The organism is Sinorhizobium sp. GQ132 (assembly GCF_059758575.1).
In genome coordinates this window covers 323,713-347,873 of record NZ_JCAXDX010000005.1, presented here as the reverse complement: position 1 = coordinate 347,873, position 24,161 = coordinate 323,713, and the positions used below count along the sequence as shown (strand labels likewise).

Sequence of the window (24,161 nt, the reverse complement as noted above, 5' to 3'; positions counted from 1 at the left end):
GACTATTGCCCGCTGGAAGCTGTGCTGCCGGGACTTCCCCAAGCCTGCAAGGCCTTGTTGAAGGCGTCCGCTCCGCCCTGCCCTTTCTCCAGGGTGAGAAGAGCGCGGCGGCCGTTGCGGTAGGTGATCGGGATATCGATCCAGCTGCGGCTGCGCAGAAGCTCGGTGTTGTTGCTGACCGCTTCGGCAAAATCGTTGAGTGCGATCATGTGGAAGTCGTCGGTGATCTTCGCCGGAACGGCGATCAGCGGATCGCCGCGGTCCTGCTCGGTTCGCTTCATCGAGACGCGCTGGACGCCGTCTATGGCGCCGCCCTCGAAGCTCTCGGGCAGCGAAAACACGAATTCGATCACGTGGCTTGCCGGCAAGGACGGATCGGCATTGCGCTTGATGGTCATCAGAGCCGTGAGGCCACGATCGGGAACCGTGATCTGCGCCTGGATGGCGGGCTCGGGCTTGGCATCGCCGCCTGGCGACTCCTCCTTGATCGACCAGGCGACGGTGCCGGGGATCGCGGTCGGCGAGGACTGGCCGAGCCTCTCTTCATAGAGGAACATCTTCTCGCCATCGGCGACGGAAACCTCGGGCTGCGCTGCTGCCTCGCTGGCGGTCTGGCCGGGCACCGGCGAGGCCGTCTGGTCCGCTGCCGCCTGTTGCACGCCGGCATTGGCGTTCGGCGGCTCTACCGCATGCGTCCGTGCAGCGACGGATTTGCCTTCCTGAGAAGCGGCCGTCTCGGTCGCGACGGCAGGTCCCTCGTCCCTTTCCGTTCCATCGGCAAGCAGCCGCTGGGTGAACTTGGTGGAAGCAGCATCGGAAAGCGCCGTATTTTCCTCGGTGCCGGACTGTTCGGCCGGTTGGTTCGCCGGCTCGGCCTCGCCACCGGGTGTCGCCGGTGCCGGCGTCTCGGCGGGATCGCTCGGCATGATCTTCGCGACCATGCCCGTGAGCCAGGCATTGCCCGCCTCTCTATTCTGCCAGTAGGCGTAGCCGCCGGCGCCGAGGAGAAGCACGACCGCCCCGCCGATCGCCAGGCGTTTGATGCTGAACCGGCTGGGCTTGGGCGTGGCGCGATAGGACGCGGGGCGAGCGGGAACCGCAGGCGGCGCGGCAAGGCTGCTGTCTTTGTCCTTGTTGCTCGCCGAACCATTCGCCGTCCGGCCGTCGTCCTCAAAACCGAGCAGATCGTCGACATGATCCCAGGCAGTGCCGGCACGCTCTTCCTGGTTCGCGGCGGCCGGAGCCTTCTCGACGGGCCACGACCATTCGGAAATTTCCGGCTCGTCTGCCGGCCGGTCCTTCTTGCCTTCGGTACCTTGGGCGAAGGGATCGCTGTCGTCGAATGACCAGGAGCGCGCTGCATCCGCCTCGCCGCTATGCTGTTCCGTTTCGGCCTTTTCCGGCTCGACCGGATGTATCCCCAGCCGCTCGGGCTCGGCCGGCGACGTCTCGTCCTGCCTATGGTCTTCCGGCTCGACCGGGACCTCGCTCGGCCGTGGCGAGGGGGTGGTATCCTCCCATTCGGGCAAAGCCCACTCGGATGGTCCCCGCCTGTCCGGCACATCATCGGCCTGGACCTCCACCGGCGTCGCCTCGGCCGGTGCCGGCTCGGCCGGATATGATTCGACCTCAGCCTCATTGCGGCTGACATCCTGCGGATCGGGCTCGGCGGCCGTCACGTCTTGGGCAGGATGTTCCTGCTGCGCATCGGCTTCGGCGGCCGGTTGCTGTTCCTCGGCCGGCTCATCCCGTTGCGGAACAGCGGCGGCAGCGTCGGCCGGCTCCTCTTCGTGAAGCGGTGCCTCGTCGCGCATGTCGACCGTGGGTGCCTCGGCAACCGGTGCGGGCGGCTCCTCATCGGGGGCCGATTGCACCGGATCTTCGGGCTCTTCCGGGGCGGCTTTAGAAGCAGGCTCGTCGGCCGGCGTTGGGGCGGTCTGCTCCGCTTCGACGGAAGCGGCCGGCAGTGCCTCGGGCTCCGCCTGCTGTGTTACCGGTGTGGCGGCCTCCTCGCCCGGCGGTGCTTCGAGCGTATCCGGCTCGAGAGCTTCGGTCTCCTCGACCGGCGGCAGGGCTTCGGCGTGCTCGCTTTCAACCTCGGAGATTGCCTGTTCCAGCTTGTTGAGCTGGCGGTTGATCATGTCGTCCGACGGCCGGGGGTTCATGCTCTCGAGCTGGCGGCGCACGGCACCGCGCGCCTTCTCGTAGACCCTGCCTCGCATTTCCAGTGTGTTTTCCGACAGGCCGTCGACCGTCCTGCGAATAACTGCAACAAAATCCGCCATCAGTACTTTCTCAATTTCCAGACCCGCGGCAATTGCCGCGTCGCCGCTTTCCTTGCGCCGACACTAGTCCTCAAAAGGGTCCGTCACAAGTATCGTGTCGTCCCGTTCCGGGCTGGTCGAAAGTAGCGCGACCGGCGCGCCGATCAGTTCCTCGACCTGGCGAACATACTTGATCGCCTGCGCCGGAAGATCGGCCCAACTGCGGGCGCCCACCGTCGATTCTTTCCATCCCTCGAGCGTGATATAGACCGGCTTTGCCGAAGCTTGCTGTGCCTGACTTGCGGGAAGATGGTCGATCTGCTGTCCATCCAGAGTATAGCCGACGCAAATCTTCAACTCGTCCAGCCCGTCGAGCACGTCGAGCTTGGTGAGCGCTATGCCCGTGATGCCGTTAGCGGCCACCGACTGGCGCACCAGCGCAGCATCGAACCAGCCGCAACGGCGCTTGCGCCCCGTCACCGTTCCGAATTCATGGCCGCGCTCTCCCAGGAAGCGGCCGATCTCATCGTCGAGTTCGGTGGGGAACGGCCCTTCGCCGACCCGCGTCGTATAGGCCTTCGTGATGCCGAGGATATAGCCGAGCGCGCCGGGGCCCATGCCCGAGCCGGCGGCGGCCTGACCGGCGACCGTATTCGACGAGGTCACGAAGGGATAGGTGCCGTGATCGATATCGAGCAGCGTGCCCTGCGCGCCTTCGAAGAGAATCCGTGCGCCCTTGCGGCGCTGCCGGTCCAGCAGCAGCCAAATCGTGTCCATGAACGGCAGCACGCGCTCGGCAACCGACGACAACTCGTCCATGATCGCCTGATGGCTGATTTCGGCCTCGCCGAGGCCGCGGCGCAACGCGTTGTGATGCGTCAGCAGCCGATCGACCTTTGCCGGCAGCGTGTCGAGATCGGCGAGATCCATGACGCGGATCGCGCGGCGGCCGACCTTGTCCTCGTAGGCCGGACCGATGCCGCGGCGGGTCGTGCCGATCTTCGTGCCGCTGTTTGAAGCCGCGTCCTCGCGTATGCCGTCGAGCTCGCGGTGCAGCGAGAGAATGAGCGTGGCATTGTCGGCGATGCGCAGGTTCTCGGGCGTGACCTTGACGCCCTGGGCCGCAAGCTTGTCGATCTCGGCGAGCAATGCATGAGGGTCGATCACCACGCCATTGCCGATGACGGCGAGCTTGCCGGGGCGGACGACACCCGAAGGCAGCAGCGACAGCTTGTAGCTGACGCCGTCGATCACCAGCGTGTGGCCGGCATTGTGGCCGCCCTGGAAGCGCACCACGATGTCGGCGCGTTCCGAGAGCCAATCCACGATCTTGCCTTTGCCTTCGTCGCCCCACTGGGATCCGACCACCACGACATTCGTCATAATTCTCTTCCTGTTTACGCGCGCATGCGGACGTTGCGCTGTTCTCAAACCCGCGCATCTATACTGTGTTGTCTTTCGGAAAGCGACCCCGTTATGAGCGGTGGCCAGCCCTTTTTGAATGACAAACCGCGGATTTAACGCCTATATCTCGAACTCTCGTGCCATTCCGGCAATCCTCCTCCATCCCGCACGGACCGTATCATCGTGAACGCCAGAGCCTATTTCTATCTCGGTATTACCGCGCTCTTTTGGGGCGGCAATTCAGTGGCGGGCAAGATGGCGGTCGGGCACGTCAGCCCGATGATGCTGACGACCTTGCGCTGGTTGCTCGCGCTTGCGGTCATCCTGGCCCTGATGACGCCGCAGATCCGCCGCGACTGGCAAAAGATCCGCCAGCACTGGCTGCAGCTGCTTGCCTATGGCGCCGTCGGCTTCACCATGTTCAATGCGTTCCTGTATTCCGCGGTGCAATACACCAGCGCCATCAATGCCGTCATCCTTCAGGCCGGCATTCCGATGCTGATCTTCATCTTCAATTTCGCGCTTTTCAAGATGAAGGCGTCGCTCGCCCAGGTCATCGGCTTTACCGTGACGTTGATCGGCGTGCTCATTACCGCCGCCCATGGCGATCTCGGAAGCCTCATGCGCCTGAGCTTCAATTTCGGTGACGCGCTGATGATCCTCGCCTGCATCGTCTATGCCGCATATACGGTTGCGCTGCGGTGGAAACCGGCAATGCATTGGCAGAGCTTCATAGCCGCCCCGGCCTTCGGGGCGCTGCTGAGCGCCATACCGCTCCTCTTGTGGGAGATCGGGAAAGGCACGGCAATCATGCCGGATGCGACCGGCTGGGCGATCGTGATCTATGCGGCGATCTTCCCCTCGCTGATGTCGCAGGTTCTCTATGTCCGCGGCGTCGAGATGATCGGCGCCAATCGTGCCGGCCTGTTCATCAACGCCATTCCCGTGTTCGGGACCCTTCTCTCCGTCCTTCTGGTCGGCGAGATATTCCACCCGTTTCATCTCGCGGCTTTGGCACTCGTCCTCGGCGGCATCGCCATTGCCGAACGCGGCCGGCCGAAGCTGCCGCGGTGACCTATATCGTAAAGCCCCTCCCCTGCGGACGCCTGCGGGAAGGGGCAATTTGAAAGCCCGAGTGCGGCTCAGTCGATATTGAACACCAGCGGCTTTGCCTGGCGGATCGCTTCGTTCGCCCGCAGCTTGTCGAGCACGGTCTCCGAAACCGGGCCATCGACGTAAAGCAGCGCGATCGCATCGCCGCCCTGCTTCTCACGGCCGAGCTGGAAATTGGCGATGTTGACGCCCGCGTCGCCAAGGGTCGATCCGATGAAGCCGATCATGCCGGGAACGTCGGTGTTGGTTATGTAGACCATGTGATTGCCGACATCCGCATCGAGATTGATGCCCTTGATCTGGATGAAGCGCGGCTTGCCGTCGGAGAAGACGGTCCCTGCGACGGAGCGGGTCTGGTTCGCCGTCTTGACAGTCAGCTTGATGTAGCCGTCGAAGACACCGGTCTTGTCGCGCTTGACCTCGGAAAGGATCACACCCTTTTCCTTGACCATGACCGGCGCCGAAACCATGTTGACGTCGGCCACCTGCGGGCGGATCAGCCCGGCGAGCGCCGCGCTCGTGAGCGCCTTGGTGTTCATCGCCGCGGTCGAGCCGTCGTAGAGGATCTCGATCTCCTTGATCGCGCTTTCGGTGACCTGCCCGACAAAGGCACCCAGAACGTCCGCGAGCCGGATGAAGGGCTTCAGGATCGGCGCCTCTTCCGCCGTGATCGACGGCATGTTGATGGCGTTCGTGACCGCACCCTTGACGAGATATTCCGACATCTGCTCGGCGACCTGCAGAGCGACGTTCTCCTGCGCCTCGGTCGTCGATGCGCCGAGATGCGGCGTGCAGACGACGTTCGGCAGGCCGAAGAGCGGGCTCTCGGTGGCGGGCTCGACCTCGAAGACGTCGAAGCCTGCGCCGGCGACCTGGCCGGACTTGAGGGCCTCGGCAAGCGCCTTTTCATCGACGAGACCGCCGCGGGCGCAGTTGATGATACGCACGCCCGGCTTGGTCTTCGCAATCGCCTCCGCGTTCAGGATGTTGCGGGTCTTGTCCGTCAGCGGCACGTGCAGGCTGATGAAGTCTGCCTGGGCGAGGAGTTCGTCGAGCTCGACCTTGACGACGCCCATTTCCTCTGCCCGCTCCTTCGACAGGAACGGATCATAGGCGATGACGTGCATCTTGAGACCGATCGCGCGGGCGCAGACGATCGAGCCGATATTGCCGGCGCCGATGACCCCGAGCACCTTGCCGGTGATCTCGACACCCATGAACTTCGACTTTTCCCACTTGCCGGCCTGGGTCGAGCCGTCGGCGGCGGGAAGCTGCCTTGCAACGGCGAACATCAACGCGATGGCATGCTCGGCGGTGGTGATCGAGTTGCCGAAGGGCGTGTTCATGACGATGATGCCGCGGCGCGAAGCGGCGGGAATGTCGACATTGTCGACGCCGATGCCGGCGCGGCCGACGACCTTGAGATTGGTCGCGGCGGCGATCAGCTTTTCGGTCACCTTGGTGGCGGAGCGGATGGCAAGGCCGTCGTAATTGCCGATGATCTCGGCAAGCTTCTCCTTGTCCTTGCCAAGCTTCGGCTGGAAATCCACTTCCACGCCATGGTCGCGGAATATCTGGACAGCGGTTTCCGACAGTTCATCGGATACGAGAACGCGAGGTGCCATGAAGGCCTCCTTGAAAAACAGGTCTGAACCATTGGGGATTAGGCTTCGCCCTCAGGGAGAGCGAAGCGGATCGCATCGGATCAGGCGGCAGCCTGCGAAAGCGTCGCCTTCTGGGTCTCGAAAGCCCAGGCGAGCCAAGGCATCAACGCTTCCATGTCGGACGTCTCGATCGTCGCGCCCGCCCATATGCGAAGCCCGGACGGCGCATCGCGATAATGGCCGATGTCGAATGCGACGCCTTCCTTTTCGAGGAGGGCCACGACCCCCTTGGCGAAGGCGGCCTGTGCGTCCGCGTCGAGCGCCGACACATCATTGTCGGCGATCTTCAGGCAGACCGACGTATTGGAGCGGGTTTCGGGCTTCACCGCGAGGTTGGCGATCCAGTCATTGGCCGCAACGAAACGGTGAATGACCTCGGCATTGGCATCGGCGCGGGCCATCAGACCCTCGAGGCCACCGACCGACTTCGCCCAGAGAAGCGCGTCGATATAGTCCTCGACGCAGAGCATGGACGGCGTATTGATCGTCTCGCCGGTGAAGATACCCTCGATCAGCTTGCCGCCCTTGGTCATGCGGAAGATCTTCGGCAGCGGCCAGGCGGGGACATAGGTCTCCAGCCGTTCGACTGCGCGGGGGCTGAGGATCAGCACGCCATGGGCGCCCTCTCCGCCGAGCACCTTCTGCCAGGAGAAGGTCACGACGTCGAGCTTGGCGAAATCGAGCGCCTGCGCGAAGGCGGCGGAGGTCGCATCGCAGATGGTCAGGCCCTTGCGATCCGCGGGAATGAAATCGGCATTCGGGACCCGCACGCCGGAGGTCGTGCCGTTCCAGGTGAAGACCACGTCGCGATCGAAATCGACCTTGGACAGGTCCGGGAGCGCGCCGTAATCGGCCTCCAGGCGGCGGACATCGGAAAGCTTCAACTGCTTGACGACGTCGGTCACCCAGCCGGCACCAAAGCTCTCCCAGGCCAGCATGTCGACGCCGCGGGCGCCGAGGAGCGACCAAAGCGCCATCTCAACGGCACCGGTGTCCGAAGCGGGCACGATACCGATACGGTAATCGGCCGGAACTTCGAGAATTTCGCGGGTGAGGTCTATCGCTTGCTTGAGCTTTGTCTTTCCGATCTTGGCTCGGTGCGAGCGACCGAGCGGGGCATCGGAGAGAGCTTCGAGCGTCCAACCGGGACGCTTGGCGCAAGGACCAGAAGAAAAATGAGTATTGGCCGGGCGCATGGCCGGCTTGGCAGGCTTCGTCATATGCTATCCTCTCAGATAGAAGCCCCTCGTTGGGGAGGGGTGTCCCGCCGCCGGGAATATTGCGGCTCGGAGAGGAAGTCAAGCGGTCGCGTCGCGTTTGAAGAAACTTTTGCCGTTTCGAGCAAACCGGCACCGCATCACCAAAGCGCGAAACGCAAGCCGACGCGGAACTCATGACGCGACAGTCCATCGTCATAGCCCTTCGCGCCCCCGGAGCCAAACATGTCGCCATCCGCAATCTGCGAATAGCGATAGCCGGCATCGAACTTCAGCCGATCCGTGACGTCGTAGGAGGCGCCCGCCATGAGGGCATAGGTAAAGCGCCAGCTGTCCCGCCCGCCATAGGAAGCACCGCCCGCCGCCCCGGAGCAGGCCCCGCCTGCCCCGACGCAGGTCGAGGTCTCATGGGTCGTTTTCCAGTCGATCCGGGTCGCTCCGATACCGGCACCGAGATACGGCGTGAACCCAGCAAGCGTCGCCAGATCGACATAACCGTTTGCCATCAGGCCGAGCGCGGAAAAATTGGCGCTATGGGAAAGCGCGCACCTCGTCCCCGCGCCCTCGCCCGCGCACGGACTGGCCGACAGCGACGCCCCGTCGAAGCGGCCCTCGAAATATTCGGCCGTTAGATCGGCGCGAATGACGTCGGTGAATTGATAGCCCAGGCCGATGGTGGCGGAGGCCGGCTTGTCGAAGCGCGCGTCGTCGAAGGAAACGGCTCCCGTGCCGCCAGAGGAGCGGTAGAAGGGATCGCCCTCGTCCAGCCAGGCTGCGTAGCCGATGTCGCCACGCAGATAAAGGCCGCCGCCGGTCGCTTCCGGCGAAATCGTGATCTCGGGCGCGTCGAGCAGTTCTTCGTCGGCGGCCTGCGCAGAGAACGGCGCCAACAGGCCGGCGCAGAATGCCATGCTGCAAAATCCCCGTCGCCAATCCATGCCATGCCCTTTCGCTCGGCCAGGTGCTGCGGGCTTGCGCATATATGGGGAGACGCAAAGCGCTGCAGCATGAAGCTGGCCATTCGCGTTAACTATTGCAGGCACGGGTTAACTACGGGTTAACCATGTCTCTTAGGAAGGTGGAAAGCGATCAATGGACAAAAACATGCAGCAGCTCAAAGGGCTACAGCGCCGTTTGCGCGTCTCATAAGACGCGCGGCGCTGTAGGCAACTTTTCGCAGGACTGCAATCTGGCCTCTGCCTCGTCCCTGTGCTTGTCACAGGGATGAGGCGATCAAACAAGCGGCGGCGGTGGCCCGAATCTCAACGGGCCTTAGCCCGGATCACTTATATACGATCGGCTCGGCCGGCGGCACATAGGCCGCTTCGCAATTGTTGCCGAAGGAATAGCGCAGGCCGGCGCGCGCCTCGTGCACATAGATGTCCTTGTCGTAGGCCGGACCGCTGTTGAGATTGTAGCCGAACATGTTTCCGCCGTTGATATGGCGGAAGCGGTAGCCGACATCGGCCTTGAGATTGCAGGTGAGATCCACGGCGGTACCGGCCATCAGCGCATAGGTGAAGCGCCAATCGCTTTCGCCCTTGTGCTCGATCGTCGGGTCGCAGTTGCCGGGATCCGTAACGTCGCAACTCGTGTTGCGCAGGGTTCCCCACTTTACCCGGGTGCCACCGATACCGGCACCGACATAGGGCGTGAAGGCGCCGTAGGTCCCGAGGTCCACATAGGCATTGGCCAGCAGGCTCCAGGCGGACATCGATGCGACATCGTTCGAGACGCAATTGACGGCAACCCCGCAACCGCCGCTGGTAGAGCCCTTGAAGTCGGACTCGCCGAGATAGTCGAGCGTGACGTCGGCACGCAGATAGCTGTTGATCTGGTATCCGACACCGCCGCCAAGGACGTAGGAGTCATCCACATCGGCGCGGTCGAAATCGACCAGGTTGCTGTTCGAGCCCTGGAAATAGTGGGCCCCGCGCAAGTCGTTCCACGCGTAACCGACGTCGCCACGCAAATACCAGCCGCTGGCTTCGACCACCTCCACCGGCTGCTCGACGAACGGTGCTTCTACGGGCGGCTGATAGACGTCCGCTGCATAAACCGGCGTGCCGCTCAGCAGAGCCGCAGCAACGCCCCTAAGAATCTTCTTCATGCCCCAACTCCAATACATTAGTGTATTCTTGAATGGCTGACGGATCATAGTCGCAGCCGTTTCGTATGCTTCAACGCATGATGAAGGGGAAAGGTTAATCCCTGATTAACTACAAAAATTTACCTTGAATATTAACTTTTGGAAGTATTCGGTCGCTATATTCACGTACAGTGACTGCCCCCTCATCGGCCAGCGAATGAGGGGGCAGCGGCTGCTTCTTAATCAGGCAGCGTTGCGCACGCCGCCGATCACGTTGACGAGTTCGTCGACGATGCGCTCGACCTGACCGCGGTCGTCGCCCTCCGCCATGACGCGGATCAGCGGTTCGGTGCCGGAGGGCCGGATGAGCAGCCGCCCGTTCTTGGCGAGCTGCGCCTCCGCATCGGCGATCGCCTGCTGCACGCCGGCATCCTCCAGGGGCTTGCCGGCCGCAACGCGAACGTTCTTCAGGACCTGCGGCACGGGCTCGAAACGACGGCAGATTTCGCTCACAGTCTTGCCCTGGCGCTTTACGACCGCGAGGATCTGCAGCGCCGCGACGAGGCCGTCGCCGGTGGTGCCGAAATCGGAAAGCACGATGTGGCCCGATTGTTCGCCACCGACGTTCAGGCCGTCCTGACGCATCTGCTCGACGACGTAGCGATCGCCCACCTTGGTTCGGTGGAGCTTGAGCCGGCGCGCCTGAAGGTAGCGTTCGAGGCCGAGATTCGACATGACGGTCGCGGCAATGCCGCCGCCCTTGAGCATGCCATCTGCCGCCCAGCTGTCGGCGATGACCGCCATGAGCTGGTCGCCGTCGATGACCGCCCCCTCCTCGTCGACGATCAGAACACGGTCGGCGTCTCCGTCGAGCGCGATGCCGATATCCGCCCTTACCTCGTGCACCTTCTTCTGAAGCGCCGCCGGATGCGTCGATCCGCACTCAAGGTTGATGTTGACGCCGTTCGGCTCGGTTCCGATCGTAACGACTTCTGCGCCCAGTTCCCAAAGGGCGGAGGGCGCGACCTTGTAGGCGGCACCGTTTGCGCAATCGATGGCGATCCGAAGACCTTTCAGCGTGACGTCGCGCGGCAGCGTCCGCTTGGCTTGCTCGATATACCGGTAGATGTCACCGTCGACGCGCTTGGCCCGGCCGATATCCTCCGGCTTGGCGAGCTGCCCGGACATATCCTGCTCCAACAGTTCTTCGATCTTCTGTTCGATGTCATCCGAGAGCTTGTAGCCATCGGGTCCGAAGAGCTTGATGCCGTTGTCGCGGAACGCATTGTGCGAGGCGGAGATCATCACGCCGATATCGGCCCTCAGCGACCGCGTCAGCATGGCAACGCCGGGCGTCGGGATCGGGCCGAGCAGAAAGACGTCGAGCCCCGCTGCCGTGAAGCCCGCGACCATCGCGTTCTCGAGCATATAGCCGGACAGGCGCGTGTCCTTGCCGATCACCACCCGGTGGCGGTGAGCGCCGTTTCTGAAAATCGTTCCTACTGCAATGCCGACCCGCATGGCGAGGTCCGGCGTCATCGGAAATATATTGGACTGGCCGCGAATGCCGTCGGTGCCGAAATATCTGCGCTTCATAAAAACTCCATTGTCCTGCTTCGGCGTCGCTTCTTGTGCCGGCCGCGTGCGCCTGCGTGTTCCGCTTTTGGTTTTCATAGTTCCGCGACCCGCCCGCAAATCTGCGCCATATTTGCCATAAAACCGCAATATACGGCACCGATCATAACATCAGAAATCATTACAGCGCGTTACAACCGGATCTTTCCCTGAGCAATGCTTGGGCGCACCACTGTTCCACTGAAACGCGAACATCCAAAAATGCCGCCGCCCCTTCCGGAGCGGCGGCATTGGATTTGCGCATGTGTGGGAACCTATTGCGGCTGCGGTTCGAAGCCGCCTTCGGGCTCCTCGCCCTTGGTGCCGGCTTCCTTCTTCGTGCCGGCTGAAGGCACTGCAGAGCCGCGATGCGGTGGTGTGTCGTCGCCGAGATCGCGCGCCGGCTTCTCGCCGCGAATCAGAGCCTTGATCTCGTCGCCGGTCAGCGTTTCGTATTCGAGCAATCCTTCCGCGAGAGCCACGAATTCATGGTTCTTTTCGATGAGGATGCGGCGCGCCGTCTCATAGGCCTCGTCGATCAGCCGGCGGATTTCGTTGTCGATTTTCTGGGCGGTCGATTCCGAAACGTTCTTCTGCTGCGCGACGGAATGGCCGAGGAAAACCTCCTGCTGATTCTCGCCATAGGCGACCTGGCCGAGCTGGTCGGAGAAGCCCCATTGCGTCACCATCGCCCGGGCAAGCTTCGTCGCCTGCTCGATATCGGAAGATGCGCCGGAGGTGATGTTCTCCTTGCCGAAGGTCAGTTCCTCGGCAACGCGCCCGCCCATCATGATCGCAAGCCGCGAGATCATCCACTTGTAGCTCATCGAGTAGCGGTCGCCCTCGGGAAGCTGCATCACCATGCCGAGCGCACGGCCCCGGGGGATGATCGTCGCCTTGTGCAACGGATCGGCCGAGGGGACGTTGAGCGCGAGGATCGCATGGCCCGCCTCGTGATAGGCGGTCAGCTTCTTCTCGGCTTCGGTCATGGCCGAAGAGCGGCGCTCGGCGCCCATCATGATCTTGTCCTTGGCGTCCTCGAACTCCTGCATGGTCACGAGGCGCTTGTTGCGCCGCGCCGCCATCAGCGCCGACTCGTTGACGAGATTCATGAGATCGGCGCCGGAGAAGCCCGGCGTGCCGCGCGCCAGCACCTTGAGGTCCACGTTCGGTGCGAGCGGCACGTTGCGGACATGCACTTTCAGGATCCGCTCGCGGCCGTTGATGTCCGGGTTCGGTACGACGACCTGGCGGTCGAAGCGGCCCGGACGCAGAAGCGCCGGGTCGAGCACGTCCGGCCGGTTCGTGGCGGCGATGAGGATGATGCCCTCGTTCGCCTCGAAGCCGTCCATCTCCACCAGCAGCTGGTTCAGCGTCTGCTCGCGCTCGTCGTTGCCGCCGCCGAGACCGGCGCCGCGATGGCGGCCGACCGCATCGATTTCGTCGATGAAGATGATGCAGGGTGCGTTCTTCTTCGCCTGTTCGAACATGTCGCGGACGCGCGATGCGCCGACACCGACGAACATTTCGACGAAGTCCGAACCCGAGATCGTGAAGAAGGGGACGTTCGCCTCGCCGGCGACCGAGCGGGCAAGCAGCGTCTTACCGGTGCCGGGCGGTCCGACCAGCAGCACGCCGCGCGGGATGCGGCCACCGAGGCGCTGGAACTTCTGCGGGTCGCGCAGGAATTCGACTATTTCCTCGAGATCCTGCTTGGCCTCGTCGACACCAGCGACGTCGTCGAAGGTCACGCGGCCATGCGCTTCCGTCAAAAGCTTTGCCTTGGACTTTCCGAAACCCATCGCGCCGCGCGAGCCACCTTGCATCTGCCGCATGAAGAACAGCCAGACGCCGAGGATCAGGAGCATCGGCAACAGCGTTCCGATATAGCTGAGGAAGCCCGACGAGCCGTCCGTCTCCGGCCGAACCGTGACCGTGACGTCCTTGGCTTCCAGCCGCTCCGTCAGCGCCGTGTCGACGGCGGGCGCATAGGTCTGGAAAGTCGCCCCGCTTTCGGTGTAGCTGCCGATCACCTTCGAACCGGTGATCACCACGTCCTTCACACGGCTCGCGTCTACGTCCTTGAGGAACTGCGAGAATGGAATTTCACGCGAGCCTGCTCGTTCGGTCGGCTGCTGGAACATGCTGAATAGCGCTATCAGGAGAAGCGCTATGATTGCCCAAAGGGCAAAATTTCGAAAATTAGGGTTCATCGAACTCCCCGGAACCTGTCGCAGCCCGCGCATTCGCCGGACTGTATTGTTGGTCCTAACATAGGTGTCCGGGGTGACCTTGCCAAGGAAAACCGCCGGTTACGTTTCCATTTCTATCAAAACATCGTGCACCGGCGGCGCGGGGTATCGATCACGCCCAAACGACACGGCGACCGCATCCGCCATGATCCTGTCGAAACCCGGCAAAAAGGTGTCGTAAAGCGCGATGTGGTACTCGACTTTCGCCGGAGCCTCGCCGAAGGCGAGCCCCGCGCCGTCCGCCGACGCGATTTCTGGTGCCACCATGGATCCGCGCTTGGCAATCCCCGTCGGCAGCCCTGCGTCAATAAGCCTCTGAGTCCACAGCCTCCCCGACGCGTCCGCGGCGACCGTAACCGCTGACCCGCCGCTCTTTACCGTGAACCGCCCATCCCAAATACCCTGCCCGCCCGGTCCGACGGCGAGCCCCGGCAGGTTGCGCGCCTCTCGATAGAGATAGAGACCGCTTGCTCGCCGGTCGAAGACGACCCGTCCCGCCGTCATGCGGCCGGGCTCACCCGATAGCAGGAACTGCGAAAGCCGCTGCACCGTGGCGCGAGCGGGCATGTAGTCGCGCCCGCCGAGAACCGACGCGACCGTCAGGAGCGCACGGCGCCAGTCCGCATCGTCGATCTCCCCGGCATGCCGGGCCGAGACCTCCGCGACGAGCGCCTCGTGAACGCGGATGCGCTTCTCGATCAGGGCGGCGGCTCTGGCGGAAGAGGCGGCGCGCTGGCGCCCGTTGCACAAGGGCGCCGGCATCCCCTGGGATGTCGCTATCCGGGCACGCACCCGGACCCGCTCGAAGGCGGGGTTGGCATTGCTCGGATCGTCGATCCAGGAGACGCCGCATGCCTGGAGAAAGCTGCGGATGTCGGCGCGCGCCAAGCCGAGAAACGGCCGCAACACCCAGATCCGCCGTCCGTACAACATGGCCGCGGCCATGCCTGCGCCGCCATGCCCCTCGCCCTGCCCGTCGTCTCCCGCGCCATCGCTTCTGCCGCGGGCAACGCGCATGGCGACGGTCTCCTGCTGGTCGTCGCGCGTATGGCCGGTCGCGATGCAATCGGCGCCAAGCGCCCCCGCGGCCTCGGCCAGCAATTCGTAGCGTTTGTTTCGAGCCGCCGCCTGAATGCCGGTCGACGGCTTCGCGCCCTCCCAGCGATACACCCGGTGGGCAATACCGAGCGCGGCACAAAAAGCCGCCACATCTTCTGCTTCGCGAGCCGACTGCGGCCTCAGCGCATGGTCGACGGTGCAGGCGGCAAGGGAAAATCCGCGGCGCTCATCTGCGGCGATCGCCGAATGCAGGGCTACAAGCAACCCCATCGAGTCGCTGCCACCGGAGACGGCAACCAGAATCCTGCAGGGCCTGATAAAGGATCGGAGAAAATTTCGGGCCGTATCGAGGACGGCATGGGGCATCCTGGCCCGCCTCAGCAGCCGAAACGGCTCTGCTCGCTCGCCACCTTCGCCTTCACGGCGGGTGATGCTTTCGGATAGCGCTTGTTGACCTCGCGCAGCGTGGCGCAGGCGGTCTCCTTGTTGTCGAGGGCGCCGAGGGACATGCCCAGCTTCAAGAGCATTTCGGGAGCCTTCGGTGACTTGCCGTGGCTCTGATGCGCGTTGAGGAAGGTCTTGGCCGCGTCGCTGTACTTGCCTTGCGAATACTGTGCCTCGCCCATCCAGAAGCTCGCATCCGCCGCCTTGTCACCGCCTGGAAAGGCATCGAGATAATCGCGGAATTCCTGCTCTGCGATGCTGTAATCACCGGAAAGCACGTGGCTGTAGCCTGCTTGGTAAAGATCGCCCGGATCGCTGAGAGACGCGGTCGCCTGTCCGCTGTCCGGCACGCTTCCCGGATTGTCGTTGAGGCCACCGCCCTGGGTCGCAAGCCCTGTATCGACGCCGGGCAGAGTGGCGTTGGCCCCGGGCTCTACGCCCGCCGTTGCAGAGACGGGGTTGCCGTTCTCGTCGAAGATGATCTGCCCCAGCGTCGTCGGCGCGGGCGCTGCGCCCGGCCCGATGGGATCGACACCCGCCCTATCGGCACCGCCGGCAGCCGGTGCGCCCGAAGGCCGGCTATCCGTCACCCCGGGGGTGACGGACGCCTGATCATTCGATTTCGGCGTTTCAAGCGCGCCGCTCTTCTTGGAGGAGGACCTGCCGTTTTCCAGGTCCTGGAAGCGGAACTCGTTGTCCTCCTGGAACTTCCGGATCTGCTCCTGCATCTGCAGGAGCTGGAAGCTCATTTCCTCGATACGCCCGTTGAGAGAGCGGATCTGTTCCTCGAGTTGACCGACCCGTGCGATATCGGATGACTGCACCTTCATTACCGGAAGGTCGCCCTTGCTGCCGGCATCGGTCTGCGTCGTACGGGCAAAGAGCCCGGAAAGCGGCATGGCATCTGCTGTAGAGCCGAGACCCGCAAGGGTCACGAGGCCAAGCAGTCCTGCCACGACAAATTTCTTCATTTCATTTGTCCTGTTCGTAACCGATTATCCCGCCCCTGAATCGCCTTGCGCAGTACATTCGTCGAATCCGAGGTGGGGTGCCGCACAGTTTTCCAACTCCCGTGAAAAAGCAACGGAGTTCGGCCAAAGTGTGGTAAAAAAGAAAGGGCGGCCTGCAGGCCGCCCTTTCGAATCCCCCTCGTTGCCGAATAGTCAGCTGCCGGCGCCGCCGAGAACGGTAACGGCGCGGCGGTTCTGCGACCAGCAGGAGATGTCGTCGCAAACGGCGACCGGCTTTTCCTTGCCGTAGGAGATCGTGCGCATGCGGTTTCCAGGGACGCCGCGGCTGACGAGATAGTCGCGGGTCGCGGCAGCGCGGCGGGCGCCGAGCGCGAGGTTGTATTCGCGGGTGCCGCGCTCGTCGGCATGGCCTTCGATGGTGATTGCGTAGTTCGGATATTTTGCCAGCCACTGCGCCTGGCGGTCGAGCGTCGCCTGTGCGTCGGCTCGGATCGATGTCGAGTCGGTATCGAAGAAGATGCGGTCGCCGACGTTCACGGTGAAGTCCTGCTGTGAGCCCGGGGTCGCCGCGCCTGCGCCGAGTCCGAGGCCGGCGGCATCGTTCGGGAGGTTCTTCTTGGAAGCGCAGCCAGCAAGGGCAAGCGTCATGACGAGCGCGATCATGACCGGATTGCGGGCGATGGTCTGCATGCGGCTTGCTGCCGGGGTGTCAATTCGGCTCATGGGCCGGGTCTCCTTGAGAAGTGTCAAATTCACGGTTGCCAGACTGTAACCGGAAGCGGTTAATTGCTTTTCAACGGATATGGTTAACAAATCGACAATGTGCGTCAGGGCGCCTGCTACACCAGCACTTTGCGGCGAGAAAGCGGCACATTCGCCTCATTCCCTGCCATAACTGTGGACGCGCGATCACGAAGAATTTCGGGCCGTATCGGCCCGAAATCTTTGAATCTCATCAATTCTCTCGATCGGGCCTGCCGGCGGCCCTATTCCATCAGCGGCGACCAGGCCGGGTCCGAGGCGAAGCCCTGCGTCTGGACAAGCTGTTCGTTGTAGCCCGTCAGATCGATCGAATAGAGCTGCGGACCTCCCGCACCGGCGTTCTGGCGGAAGAACATGAGAACGCGGCCGTTCGGCGCCCAGGTCGGGCCTTCATTGTGGAAGCCGGTGGTGAGAATGCGTTCGCCCGAGCCGTCCGGCTTCATGACGCCGATCGAGAACTTGCCCCCTGACTGCTTGGTGAAGGCGATGAGGTCGCCGCGTGGAGACCAGACGGGCGTCGAATAGGAGCCGTCGCCGAAGGAAATGCGCGTCTGGCCGGAGCCGTCGGCGCCCATGACGTAGAGCTGCTGCCTGCCGCCGCGGTCGCTTTCGAAGACGATCCGGCTGCCGTCGGGCGAGTAGGAGGGAGAGGTGTCGATCGCCGCGGTGTTGGTGAGCCGCGTCGTCGTGCGCGAGCGTAGATCCATCGTATAGATGTTGGCGTTGCCTTCCTGCTGCAGGCTCATGATCACCCGCTGGCCATCCGGCGAGAAACGCGGGGCGAAGGTCATGCCCGGGAAATTGCCGACGACCTCGCGCTGCCCCGTTTCGAGCTGCAGCAGATAGACGCGCGGCTGCTGGTTCTCGAACGACATATAGGTGATTTCCTGACGGTTCGGGGAGAAACGCGGCGTCAGCACGATGTCGTTGGCATTGGTGAGCGCCCGGGAATTGGCCCCGTCCTGGTCCATGATGGCAAGTTGGCGCTTGCGCGCGTTCTTCGGCCCGCTTTCGGCGACGTAAACGATGCGCGTGTCGAAATAGCCCTTCTCGCCGGTGATCCTCTCATAGATCGCGTCGGCGATGATGTGGGCGACCCGGCGCCAGTTCTCCGGCTGGGTGTAGAACTGCTGACCGAGCATCTGCTGGCCGGCAAAGGTATCCCAGAGGCGGAACTCCGCCTTCAGCCTGCCGTCGCCTTCCTGCGTGACGCGGCCGATGACGAGCGCCTGCGCGTTGATCACTTTCCAGTCCTCGAAACGCGGTGCGGCATCGGGATTGGAGATCTTCTCGATGAAGGCGCCCTTGTCGATCGGCGCGAAAAGCCCGGAGCGCTTGAGGTCTGCGGCAACGACGTCGGAGATCTTCCGGGCGAGGTCGCCCTGCAGGAAGTCCGTGATCGCGATCGGCAGCGGCTCGACGTTACCCTTGTTGATGTTGATCTCGACGAGCGCATTTGCCGGCGAGGCAATGAGCCCGCAGCCGGCGACCAGCACCATCAGGAGGCGGAAAAAATTGCGTCTCAGCATTTCCATAAAGCCTTTCAGCCTTTCGTGTTCCGAGCAGGATGAGGCGCAATGTTCCGCCCACAACCAGCCCAACCTGTCTAGAGCATCGAGCTCGGGTCGAAGTTGACCACGACCTCGCTCCACGAATCGTATTTGTCGGCCGGCAGCCCCTTGAAGGGAGCAGACTTCAGAATGGCCCGGCGTGCACCACCCATGAGTGCCCGCCGCGCCGCATCCGAGCCGCCGCTGGCTTCCACTTCCGGTTCGCCGATCAGGTCGCCGTTCGGGTCGAGCCGCATCGTTACCTTGATGCGGACATCCGCCGCGTCGGCCATGCCGGGAATGATCGACCAGTTGTTCTGGATCTGGCCGCGAAGCGCGTCCATTTCGCTCTGCGAAAGCGTATTGCCGCTCGTCGTCTTCTTGCCGCCGAGGGCCGCCTCCTCGGTCGAGCGCTTGGCGCCGCCGCCGGAGGATTCCTGCTTGTTGAGCAGCGCCGCGATCTCGTCGGCATTGAAGTCGCTCTCCTTCTGGGAGGACGCCTTCTTCTGCTCCTTCTTGGCCTCGTCCTTCTTGCGTTCGGGCGTCTTGGCCGTCTGCGCGGGCTTTTCGACCTTGGGCTTCGACTGCGGCGTCGGCACCCTGTCCGGCAGAGCCTCGGCCTCGGGATTTTCCGCAGGCTGTTCTTCCGCCGGCGCGGGTTCGGGCTTGGTATCCGGCTTTACTTCCTGCTTGGGCTCGGGGAGCGCGGCCACTTCCGTCGCCGGCTCGGCCGCCGGCTTCTCCTCGACGTTCTCGATCGCTTCCTTCACCGGATCGGGCGTCGGCGGTGCCTTTTCGGTCTTCTGCGGCGCTGCGGCCGACTCGTTTTCGACCGGCTTGACATTAGGCGTGGGCGGCGTCTTCAGGTCGACGTCGTTCTCGCCGACATTCTCGGCGTTTTCGACAGGCGTCGGCTTCTTGGTCGGAACGGGCGATGCCCTTTCCTTGGCCGGAGCCTTCTTGTCGCCCTGTTGGATCTGCGTGATCGACTCGACCGGCACGATGTCGACCGGCAGCGCCTCGACATCCGCGACCTCGAAATCGGCCGGGCTGCCAAGCGACACCAGCGCCCAGGTGAGAACCAGAGCGTGGAGGACAGCAGATGTAGCGATACTGCCCTTCATTCGGACGATCACTTCTCTTGTTCTTGAAGCGTTACGAGACCCAGATTCTTGAAGCCTGCCGCGGAGATGCGTGCCATCACCTTCATCACGGTGCCGTAATCGGCACTGGTGTCGCCGCGCACATAAATGCGCTCATTGTAGCCGGTCGTGGCAATCGCCTCGAGCTTCGGCACGACCTCGTCGATCGCGATCGGAGTCTCCTGCAGGAAGATCTCGCCCGCCGGGTTGACCGAAACGGTGATCGGCTGGGTATCGGCGTTCATGGCCTTCGCCTGCGTTTCCGGCAGATCGATCGGCACGCCGACCGTCATCATCGGCGCGGCCACCATGAAGATGATGAGGAGAACCAGCATGACGTCGACGAGCGGCGTTACGTTGATCTCGCTGATCGCGCTTCTTCTGCCGCCACGGCGGCGGCGCCCGCCGCCCGCCCCCTTGGCTCCGCCAACTGCCATACCCATCAGCGTGGTCTCCGTGCTTTGAGGTCGTTATTGCGCGGCCTGACGAGAAGGCTGCAGCTTCTCGTCGATCTGCCGCGACAGGATGGCGGAGAACTCGTCGGCAAAGGCTTCCATGCGTGCCGTCAGCTTGCCGGCATCCGCGGTGAACTTGTTGTAGGCGATAACGGCAGGAATAGCGGCGAGCAGACCGATGGCGGTCGCCAGCAGCGCTTCGGCGATACCGGGCGCAACGACGGCGAGGTTGGTGGACTTGGAACCGGCGATGGCCTGGAACGAGGTCATGATACCGACGACGGTACCGAAAAGGCCGATGAAGGGTGCAGCCGAGCCGATCGTCGCCAGCGAGCCGAGCCTTGCCTCGAGCGCTTCGGATTCCCGGGCGAGCGTCACGTCCATGGCGCGGTCGATACGCATCTGCAGGCCGATCGGCGCGCGCGCGCCGCGCTCGAAGCTTTTCTTCCATTCGCGCATGGCCGAAACGAAGATCGCGCCCATTCCGCTCGTCTGCCTGTCCGAGAGGGTCCGATAGAGCTCCTCCAGCGATTGACCCGACCAGAATACCTGCTCGAAATTGTCGAGCTGCCGGCGGACGCGCCCGTAATTGAGGCTCTTGTCGACGACGATCGCCCAGGTCCAGACCGAGGCGGCGATGAGCCCCAGCATGACCAGCTTCACGACCAAGCCCGCTTGCATGAAGAGCGACCAGAGGGTCACGTCGCTCGTCGCGGCCAATCCAACCTGTTCCATCGATTTCAGTCCCCGAATCCAAACACCCGGCAGAGCAACTCATGCTCGAGACCGGGTCGCCCAAACGTCCTGCAGCAGGAATGCCCCGGTATTGCCACCGATCGCGGCATTGCGATCTACTCGCGTCAGCCTGCCTTCTTGCCGTCAATTTTGGTCAAAGGATGACGTGCACTGCACAAATCCTGATACACGGATTAAGACACCATTATGGTTAAGGGAGTATTACCGCGCGCGCAGTTCGACTGAGCTTGAGCGACACGGAACTTCGCACCGGGTCGCACGTTTCGGTGCCATGAGCCCCTGGCCCCCGAAACATATAGCCTTCCAGCCGAAATCGGGCTGACGATCCATGGCCGCTCGCAATCAACCGCTTTCCGAATACAACCGGCGCCGCGATTTCACGCGGACCAGCGAACCCAAGGGTGCGGTCGCGCGGCGCAGCGGGGACAACAGGATGCGGTTTCTGGTCCAGAAGCACGCTGCGACCCGCCTGCATTACGACTTCCGCCTGGAATGGGAGGGTGTGCTGAAGAGCTGGGCGGTGACCCGCGGCCCGAGCCTCAACCCCGAAGACAAGCGTCTGGCCGTGCGTACCGAAGACCACCCGCTTGCCTATGGCGATTTCGAAGGAACGATACCGAAGGGAGAGTACGGCGGCGGTACCGTGATGCTCTGGGATACCGGTTGGTGGGAGCCGGAGGATGATCCGTCGAAGGCCTTGAAGAAGGGCAAGCTCTCCTTCAAGCTGCATGGCAGCCGAATGAAGGGCGGCTGGGCGCTGGTGCGCATGCGGCCACGCGAAGGCGAAAAGCGCGAGAACTGGCTGCTCGTCAAGGAAACGGACGAGATCGCCTCCGAAGACGGCGAGAGTCTCATCAACGAGAACATCACCAGCATCGTCACCGGCCGGACAATGGAGGAGATCGCCAACGGCAAAGGCGAGAAGCAGGCACGGGTCTGGCATTCCAACGAGAGCATCGCGGCCAATCTCAAGGCCGGCGCGATCGCCGACACCGGCAATGCGGGCAAGTCTGTGACGCGAAAAGCCTCCGGTAAGCTGCCCGCCTTCAAGGCACCGCAGCTGGCGACCCTGGTGACCAAGGTGCCTGCCGGCGATGCATGGCTGAACGAAGCCAAGTTCGACGGCTACCGTCTTGTCTGCGCCGTCGGCGCCGGCACCGTGCGCTGCTACACGCGCAACGGCCTCGACTGGACCGAGAAGTTCCCGGCAATTGCCGCCGCCCTTGCCGAACTCGACTGCAGGTCCGCCCTCATCGATGGCGAAGTGGTGGCGCTGTCGGAAGGCGGATCGACGTTCTCGGCCTTGCAGAAAGCGCTTAGAACGGGGGCCAGCACACGGCTTTACGCTTTCGACCTCGTTGAGCTCGACGGCAAGGATTTGAGCCGTAAGCCGCTCGTGGAACGCAAGGAACGGCTCGAAGCTCTGCTCCAATCGCTCGGCACCAACTCGACCATACAATTCAGCGAGCATGTCCGCGGCAATGGCGAGCACGTGCTTTCCGCGATATGCAAGGCCGGCCAGGAGGGTATAATCGCCAAGGAGGCGGATGCCCCCTATCGCAGCGGGCGCAGCCGAAGCTGGCTGAAGGTGAAATGCACGAAGCGCCAGGAGTTCGTCATCGGTGGCTATACCCCATCTTCGAAGAAAGGACGCGCCTTTGCCTCGCTTCTTGTCGGGACGTTCGAAGGCCGGAAGCTGATCTACCGTGGCGGCGTCGGCACCGGATTCAGCGGAAAGACGATGAAGGAACTCGCTGCGGCCTTCGCGAAGCGCAGACGCGACACGTCGCCCTTCGACAGCGTGCCGCGAGAGAGAATGCGAAATTCGGTATGGCTTGAGCCGGACCTGGTGGCGGAGGTGGATTTCGCCGAGTTCACGGCTGACGGACATGTCCGCCACGGTTCATTCGAGGGATTGCGCGAGGACAAGGAGGCCAGGGCCGTGAAACTGGAGACAGCGAAGCCGTCGGAAGCGGAGCCGGAGACCGCCAAAAGCAAAACCTCGGCCAAGCCGCGCAAGACGCCGGCTGTGCAAGGAGACGGCGATGTCCTCGGTATCCGCATCTCGCATCCGGACCGGGTGCTCTTCGAAGGCCAGGGCATCACCAAGATCGATCTCGCCCGCTATTATGCCGTCGTCGCCGAGAGGATGCTCCCCTTTGCCGCCGATCACCCCGTTTCGCTGGTGCGCTGCCCGCAAGGCGGCGACCGGCACTGCTTCTTTCAGAAACACGCGAGCGACGGCTTCCCCGAGGCGATCCGGGAAGTGCCTATCACCGAGTCATCGGGCGACACCGAGAACTATATGTACATCCACGATGCCAAGGGCCTCGTCGCCGCCGTGCAGATGGGAACGCTCGAGTTTCACATCTGGGGTTCAGGCATCGATCGACTGGAGAAACCCGACCGTCTGGTCTTCGATCTCGACCCCGATCCGAGCGTCGACTTCGAGACGGTCAAGGCGGCCGCCGTCAAGCTTCGCGACGAGCTCGCCGAGATCGGCCTGAAGACAGTGCCCATGGTGACCGGCGGCAAGGGCGTCCACGTCATCGTTCCGCTCCGCCCCCATGCCGAATGGGAGGAGGCCAAAGGCTTCGCCAAAGCGCTCGCGCGATCTATTGCCGAGCGCGATCCGGATAATTTCGTCGCCACCATGTCGAAGGCGAAGCGCAAGGGAAGGATTTTCATAGACTGGCTGAGAAACGATCGCGGCGCCACGGCGATCGCACCCTATTCCACCCGCGCGCGCTCCGGCGGACCGGTGGCCACTCCGGTCGGCTGGGACGAACTCCAAGGGCTCGAGGCCGCCAACGGGTTTCACATTCCGGACATTGTCGAGCGGATAGAATCCGGAACCGATCCGTGGCGGGAGATCGGCAAGATCAGTCAGTCGCTGACGAAGAAGATATTGAACTCGGTCGAGTGAGCCGGCCGCTCACCCGGAAGCCGCCTGCGCAGCAAGGAATTTCGTTGCCAGTGCCTCCGGCAGACGCCTCGGCCGCCCCTGACCGTTGATGACCGCAATGATTACCTTGGCCGCGATCAGCAGCGCGTCGCCGCGCCTGATCTGCTGCTGCAGGATCATTTTTGCGCCGCCGGCCTTTTCGGTCGCGGTCTCGATGGTGAGGACGTCGTCCATGCGCGCCGGCGCCTTGAAGTCGATTTCCATACGATGGACGACGAAGACGAGGCCTTCCACGTCGCCTTCGATCGCCAGCGACGCCTGCTCGACGCCGAGAAGCCGCAGATAGTCGGTCCGGGCGCGCTCCATGAAATGCAGATAGCGGGCATGGTAGACGACGCCGGAAAAATCGGTGTCCTCGTAATAGACCCGCTGGATCAGTCGGTGGCCGGTCTCGGTCAGCTCGCCGGCAAGCGAAATCAGTGACATGGCATTCTCCGGGA

At 63.3% G+C, this 24,161-nt stretch carries 18 protein-coding genes; 2 read left to right on the top strand and 16 right to left on the bottom strand.

Translation table 11 applies throughout. The features are described from left to right. Positions 1–2: 2 nt before the first annotated feature. A complete protein-coding gene (locus AC6CIG_RS15890) occupies positions 3–2,285 on the bottom strand; it encodes a hypothetical protein (protein ID WP_127708976.1) in 2,283 nt (760 codons plus the stop codon). 63 nt (positions 2,286–2,348) lie between these two features. Further along, positions 2,349–3,647: an adenylosuccinate synthase gene (locus AC6CIG_RS15885; RefSeq protein ID WP_018096856.1), complete on the bottom strand. Its 1,299-nt coding sequence runs from the start codon at positions 3,645–3,647 to the stop codon at positions 2,349–2,351. A 204-nt stretch (positions 3,648–3,851) separates the two neighbouring features. Between AC6CIG_RS15885 and AC6CIG_RS15880 the strand changes: the two genes are divergently transcribed. Next, positions 3,852–4,742, top strand: coding sequence for a DMT family transporter (locus AC6CIG_RS15880; RefSeq protein ID WP_018096855.1), 891 nt, complete (start codon positions 3,852–3,854; stop codon positions 4,740–4,742). A 68-nt stretch (positions 4,743–4,810) separates the two neighbouring features. On the opposite strand, the gene serA is transcribed toward AC6CIG_RS15880, so the two are convergent. The 13 genes from serA to tolQ form a co-directional block, all read right to left on the bottom strand. After that, positions 4,811–6,406: a phosphoglycerate dehydrogenase gene (serA, locus tag AC6CIG_RS15875; RefSeq protein WP_018096854.1), complete on the bottom strand. Its 1,596-nt coding sequence runs from the start codon at positions 6,404–6,406 to the stop codon at positions 4,811–4,813. Positions 6,407–6,486: 80 nt separating this feature from the next. Beyond that, positions 6,487–7,665, bottom strand: a complete 1,179-nt coding sequence (locus tag AC6CIG_RS15870; protein WP_018096853.1) for a phosphoserine transaminase — start codon at positions 7,663–7,665, stop codon at positions 6,487–6,489. A gap of 137 nt (positions 7,666–7,802) precedes the next feature. Then, a complete protein-coding gene (locus AC6CIG_RS15865) occupies positions 7,803–8,600 on the bottom strand; it encodes an outer membrane protein (RefSeq protein WP_127708978.1) in 798 nt (265 codons plus the stop codon). Between the two features lie 344 nt (positions 8,601–8,944). Then, a complete protein-coding gene (locus AC6CIG_RS15860; RefSeq protein WP_498322987.1) occupies positions 8,945–9,820 on the bottom strand; it encodes an outer membrane beta-barrel protein in 876 nt (291 codons plus the stop codon). A 174-nt stretch (positions 9,821–9,994) separates the two neighbouring features. After that, positions 9,995–11,347: a phosphoglucosamine mutase gene (glmM, locus tag AC6CIG_RS15855; RefSeq protein ID WP_100673061.1), complete on the bottom strand. Its 1,353-nt coding sequence runs from the start codon at positions 11,345–11,347 to the stop codon at positions 9,995–9,997. 293 nt (positions 11,348–11,640) lie between these two features. Continuing rightward, the gene (gene ftsH, locus AC6CIG_RS15850) at positions 11,641–13,578 is read right to left on the bottom strand and encodes an ATP-dependent zinc metalloprotease FtsH (protein WP_018096849.1); all 1,938 of its coding nucleotides are present in this window, start codon (positions 13,576–13,578) and stop codon (positions 11,641–11,643) included. Between the two features lie 99 nt (positions 13,579–13,677). Further along, the gene (gene tilS, locus AC6CIG_RS15845) at positions 13,678–15,042 is read right to left on the bottom strand and encodes a tRNA lysidine(34) synthetase TilS (protein ID WP_498322985.1); all 1,365 of its coding nucleotides are present in this window, start codon (positions 15,040–15,042) and stop codon (positions 13,678–13,680) included. An 11-nt stretch (positions 15,043–15,053) separates the two neighbouring features. Then, entirely contained in the window at positions 15,054–16,091 is a 1,038-nt protein-coding gene (gene ybgF, locus AC6CIG_RS15840; protein ID WP_127708982.1) for a tol-pal system protein YbgF, read from the bottom strand. A 192-nt stretch (positions 16,092–16,283) separates the two neighbouring features. Beyond that, on the bottom strand, positions 16,284–16,814 hold the full coding sequence (gene pal, locus AC6CIG_RS15835; protein WP_018096846.1) for a peptidoglycan-associated lipoprotein Pal: 531 nt from the start codon (positions 16,812–16,814) through the stop codon (positions 16,284–16,286). 263 nt (positions 16,815–17,077) lie between these two features. Next, a complete protein-coding gene (tolB, locus tag AC6CIG_RS15830; protein ID WP_018096845.1) occupies positions 17,078–18,388 on the bottom strand; it encodes a Tol-Pal system beta propeller repeat protein TolB in 1,311 nt (436 codons plus the stop codon). A 71-nt stretch (positions 18,389–18,459) separates the two neighbouring features. Further along, entirely contained in the window at positions 18,460–19,527 is a 1,068-nt protein-coding gene (tolA, locus tag AC6CIG_RS15825; protein WP_437412146.1) for a cell envelope integrity protein TolA, read from the bottom strand. 8 nt (positions 19,528–19,535) lie between these two features. Beyond that, entirely contained in the window at positions 19,536–19,988 is a 453-nt protein-coding gene (tolR, locus tag AC6CIG_RS15820; protein ID WP_127708984.1) for a protein TolR, read from the bottom strand. Positions 19,989–20,015: 27 nt separating this feature from the next. Beyond that, on the bottom strand, positions 20,016–20,735 hold the full coding sequence (gene tolQ, locus AC6CIG_RS15815) for a protein TolQ (RefSeq protein ID WP_003527594.1): 720 nt from the start codon (positions 20,733–20,735) through the stop codon (positions 20,016–20,018). A gap of 349 nt (positions 20,736–21,084) precedes the next feature. Between tolQ and ligD the strand changes: the two genes are divergently transcribed. Beyond that, positions 21,085–23,682, top strand: coding sequence for a DNA ligase D (gene ligD, locus AC6CIG_RS15810; protein WP_018096842.1), 2,598 nt, complete (start codon positions 21,085–21,087; stop codon positions 23,680–23,682). Between the two features lie 9 nt (positions 23,683–23,691). On the opposite strand, the gene ybgC is transcribed toward ligD, so the two are convergent. Next, a complete protein-coding gene (ybgC, locus tag AC6CIG_RS15805) occupies positions 23,692–24,147 on the bottom strand; it encodes a tol-pal system-associated acyl-CoA thioesterase (protein ID WP_100672982.1) in 456 nt (151 codons plus the stop codon). Positions 24,148–24,161: the final 14 nt, after the last annotated feature.

Coding starts and splice junctions, on each gene's coding strand:
- AC6CIG_RS15890 (WP_127708976.1), bottom strand. CDS start 2,285: ATGGCGGATTTTGTTGCAGTTATTCGCAGGACGGTCGACGGCCTGTCG.
- AC6CIG_RS15885 (WP_018096856.1), bottom strand. CDS start 3,647: ATGACGAATGTCGTGGTGGTCGGATCCCAGTGGGGCGACGAAGGCAAA.
- serA (WP_018096854.1), bottom strand. CDS start 6,406: ATGGCACCTCGCGTTCTCGTATCCGATGAACTGTCGGAAACCGCTGTC.
- AC6CIG_RS15870 (WP_018096853.1), bottom strand. CDS start 7,665: ATGACGAAGCCTGCCAAGCCGGCCATGCGCCCGGCCAATACTCATTTT.
- AC6CIG_RS15865 (WP_127708978.1), bottom strand. CDS start 8,600: ATGGATTGGCGACGGGGATTTTGCAGCATGGCATTCTGCGCCGGCCTG.
- AC6CIG_RS15860 (WP_498322987.1), bottom strand. CDS start 9,820: ATGATCCGTCAGCCATTCAAGAATACACTAATGTATTGGAGTTGGGGC.
- glmM (WP_100673061.1), bottom strand. CDS start 11,347: ATGAAGCGCAGATATTTCGGCACCGACGGCATTCGCGGCCAGTCCAAT.
- ftsH (WP_018096849.1), bottom strand. CDS start 13,578: ATGAACCCTAATTTTCGAAATTTTGCCCTTTGGGCAATCATAGCGCTT.
- tilS (WP_498322985.1), bottom strand. CDS start 15,042: ATGCCCCATGCCGTCCTCGATACGGCCCGAAATTTTCTCCGATCCTTT.
- ybgF (WP_127708982.1), bottom strand. CDS start 16,091: ATGAAGAAATTTGTCGTGGCAGGACTGCTTGGCCTCGTGACCCTTGCG.
- pal (WP_018096846.1), bottom strand. CDS start 16,814: ATGAGCCGAATTGACACCCCGGCAGCAAGCCGCATGCAGACCATCGCC.
- tolB (WP_018096845.1), bottom strand. CDS start 18,388: ATGGAAATGCTGAGACGCAATTTTTTCCGCCTCCTGATGGTGCTGGTC.
- tolA (WP_437412146.1), bottom strand. CDS start 19,527: ATGAAGGGCAGTATCGCTACATCTGCTGTCCTCCACGCTCTGGTTCTC.
- tolR (WP_127708984.1), bottom strand. CDS start 19,988: ATGGGTATGGCAGTTGGCGGAGCCAAGGGGGCGGGCGGCGGGCGCCGC.
- tolQ (WP_003527594.1), bottom strand. CDS start 20,735: ATGGAACAGGTTGGATTGGCCGCGACGAGCGACGTGACCCTCTGGTCG.
- ligD (WP_018096842.1), top strand. CDS start 21,085: ATGGCCGCTCGCAATCAACCGCTTTCCGAATACAACCGGCGCCGCGAT.
- ybgC (WP_100672982.1), bottom strand. CDS start 24,147: ATGTCACTGATTTCGCTTGCCGGCGAGCTGACCGAGACCGGCCACCGA.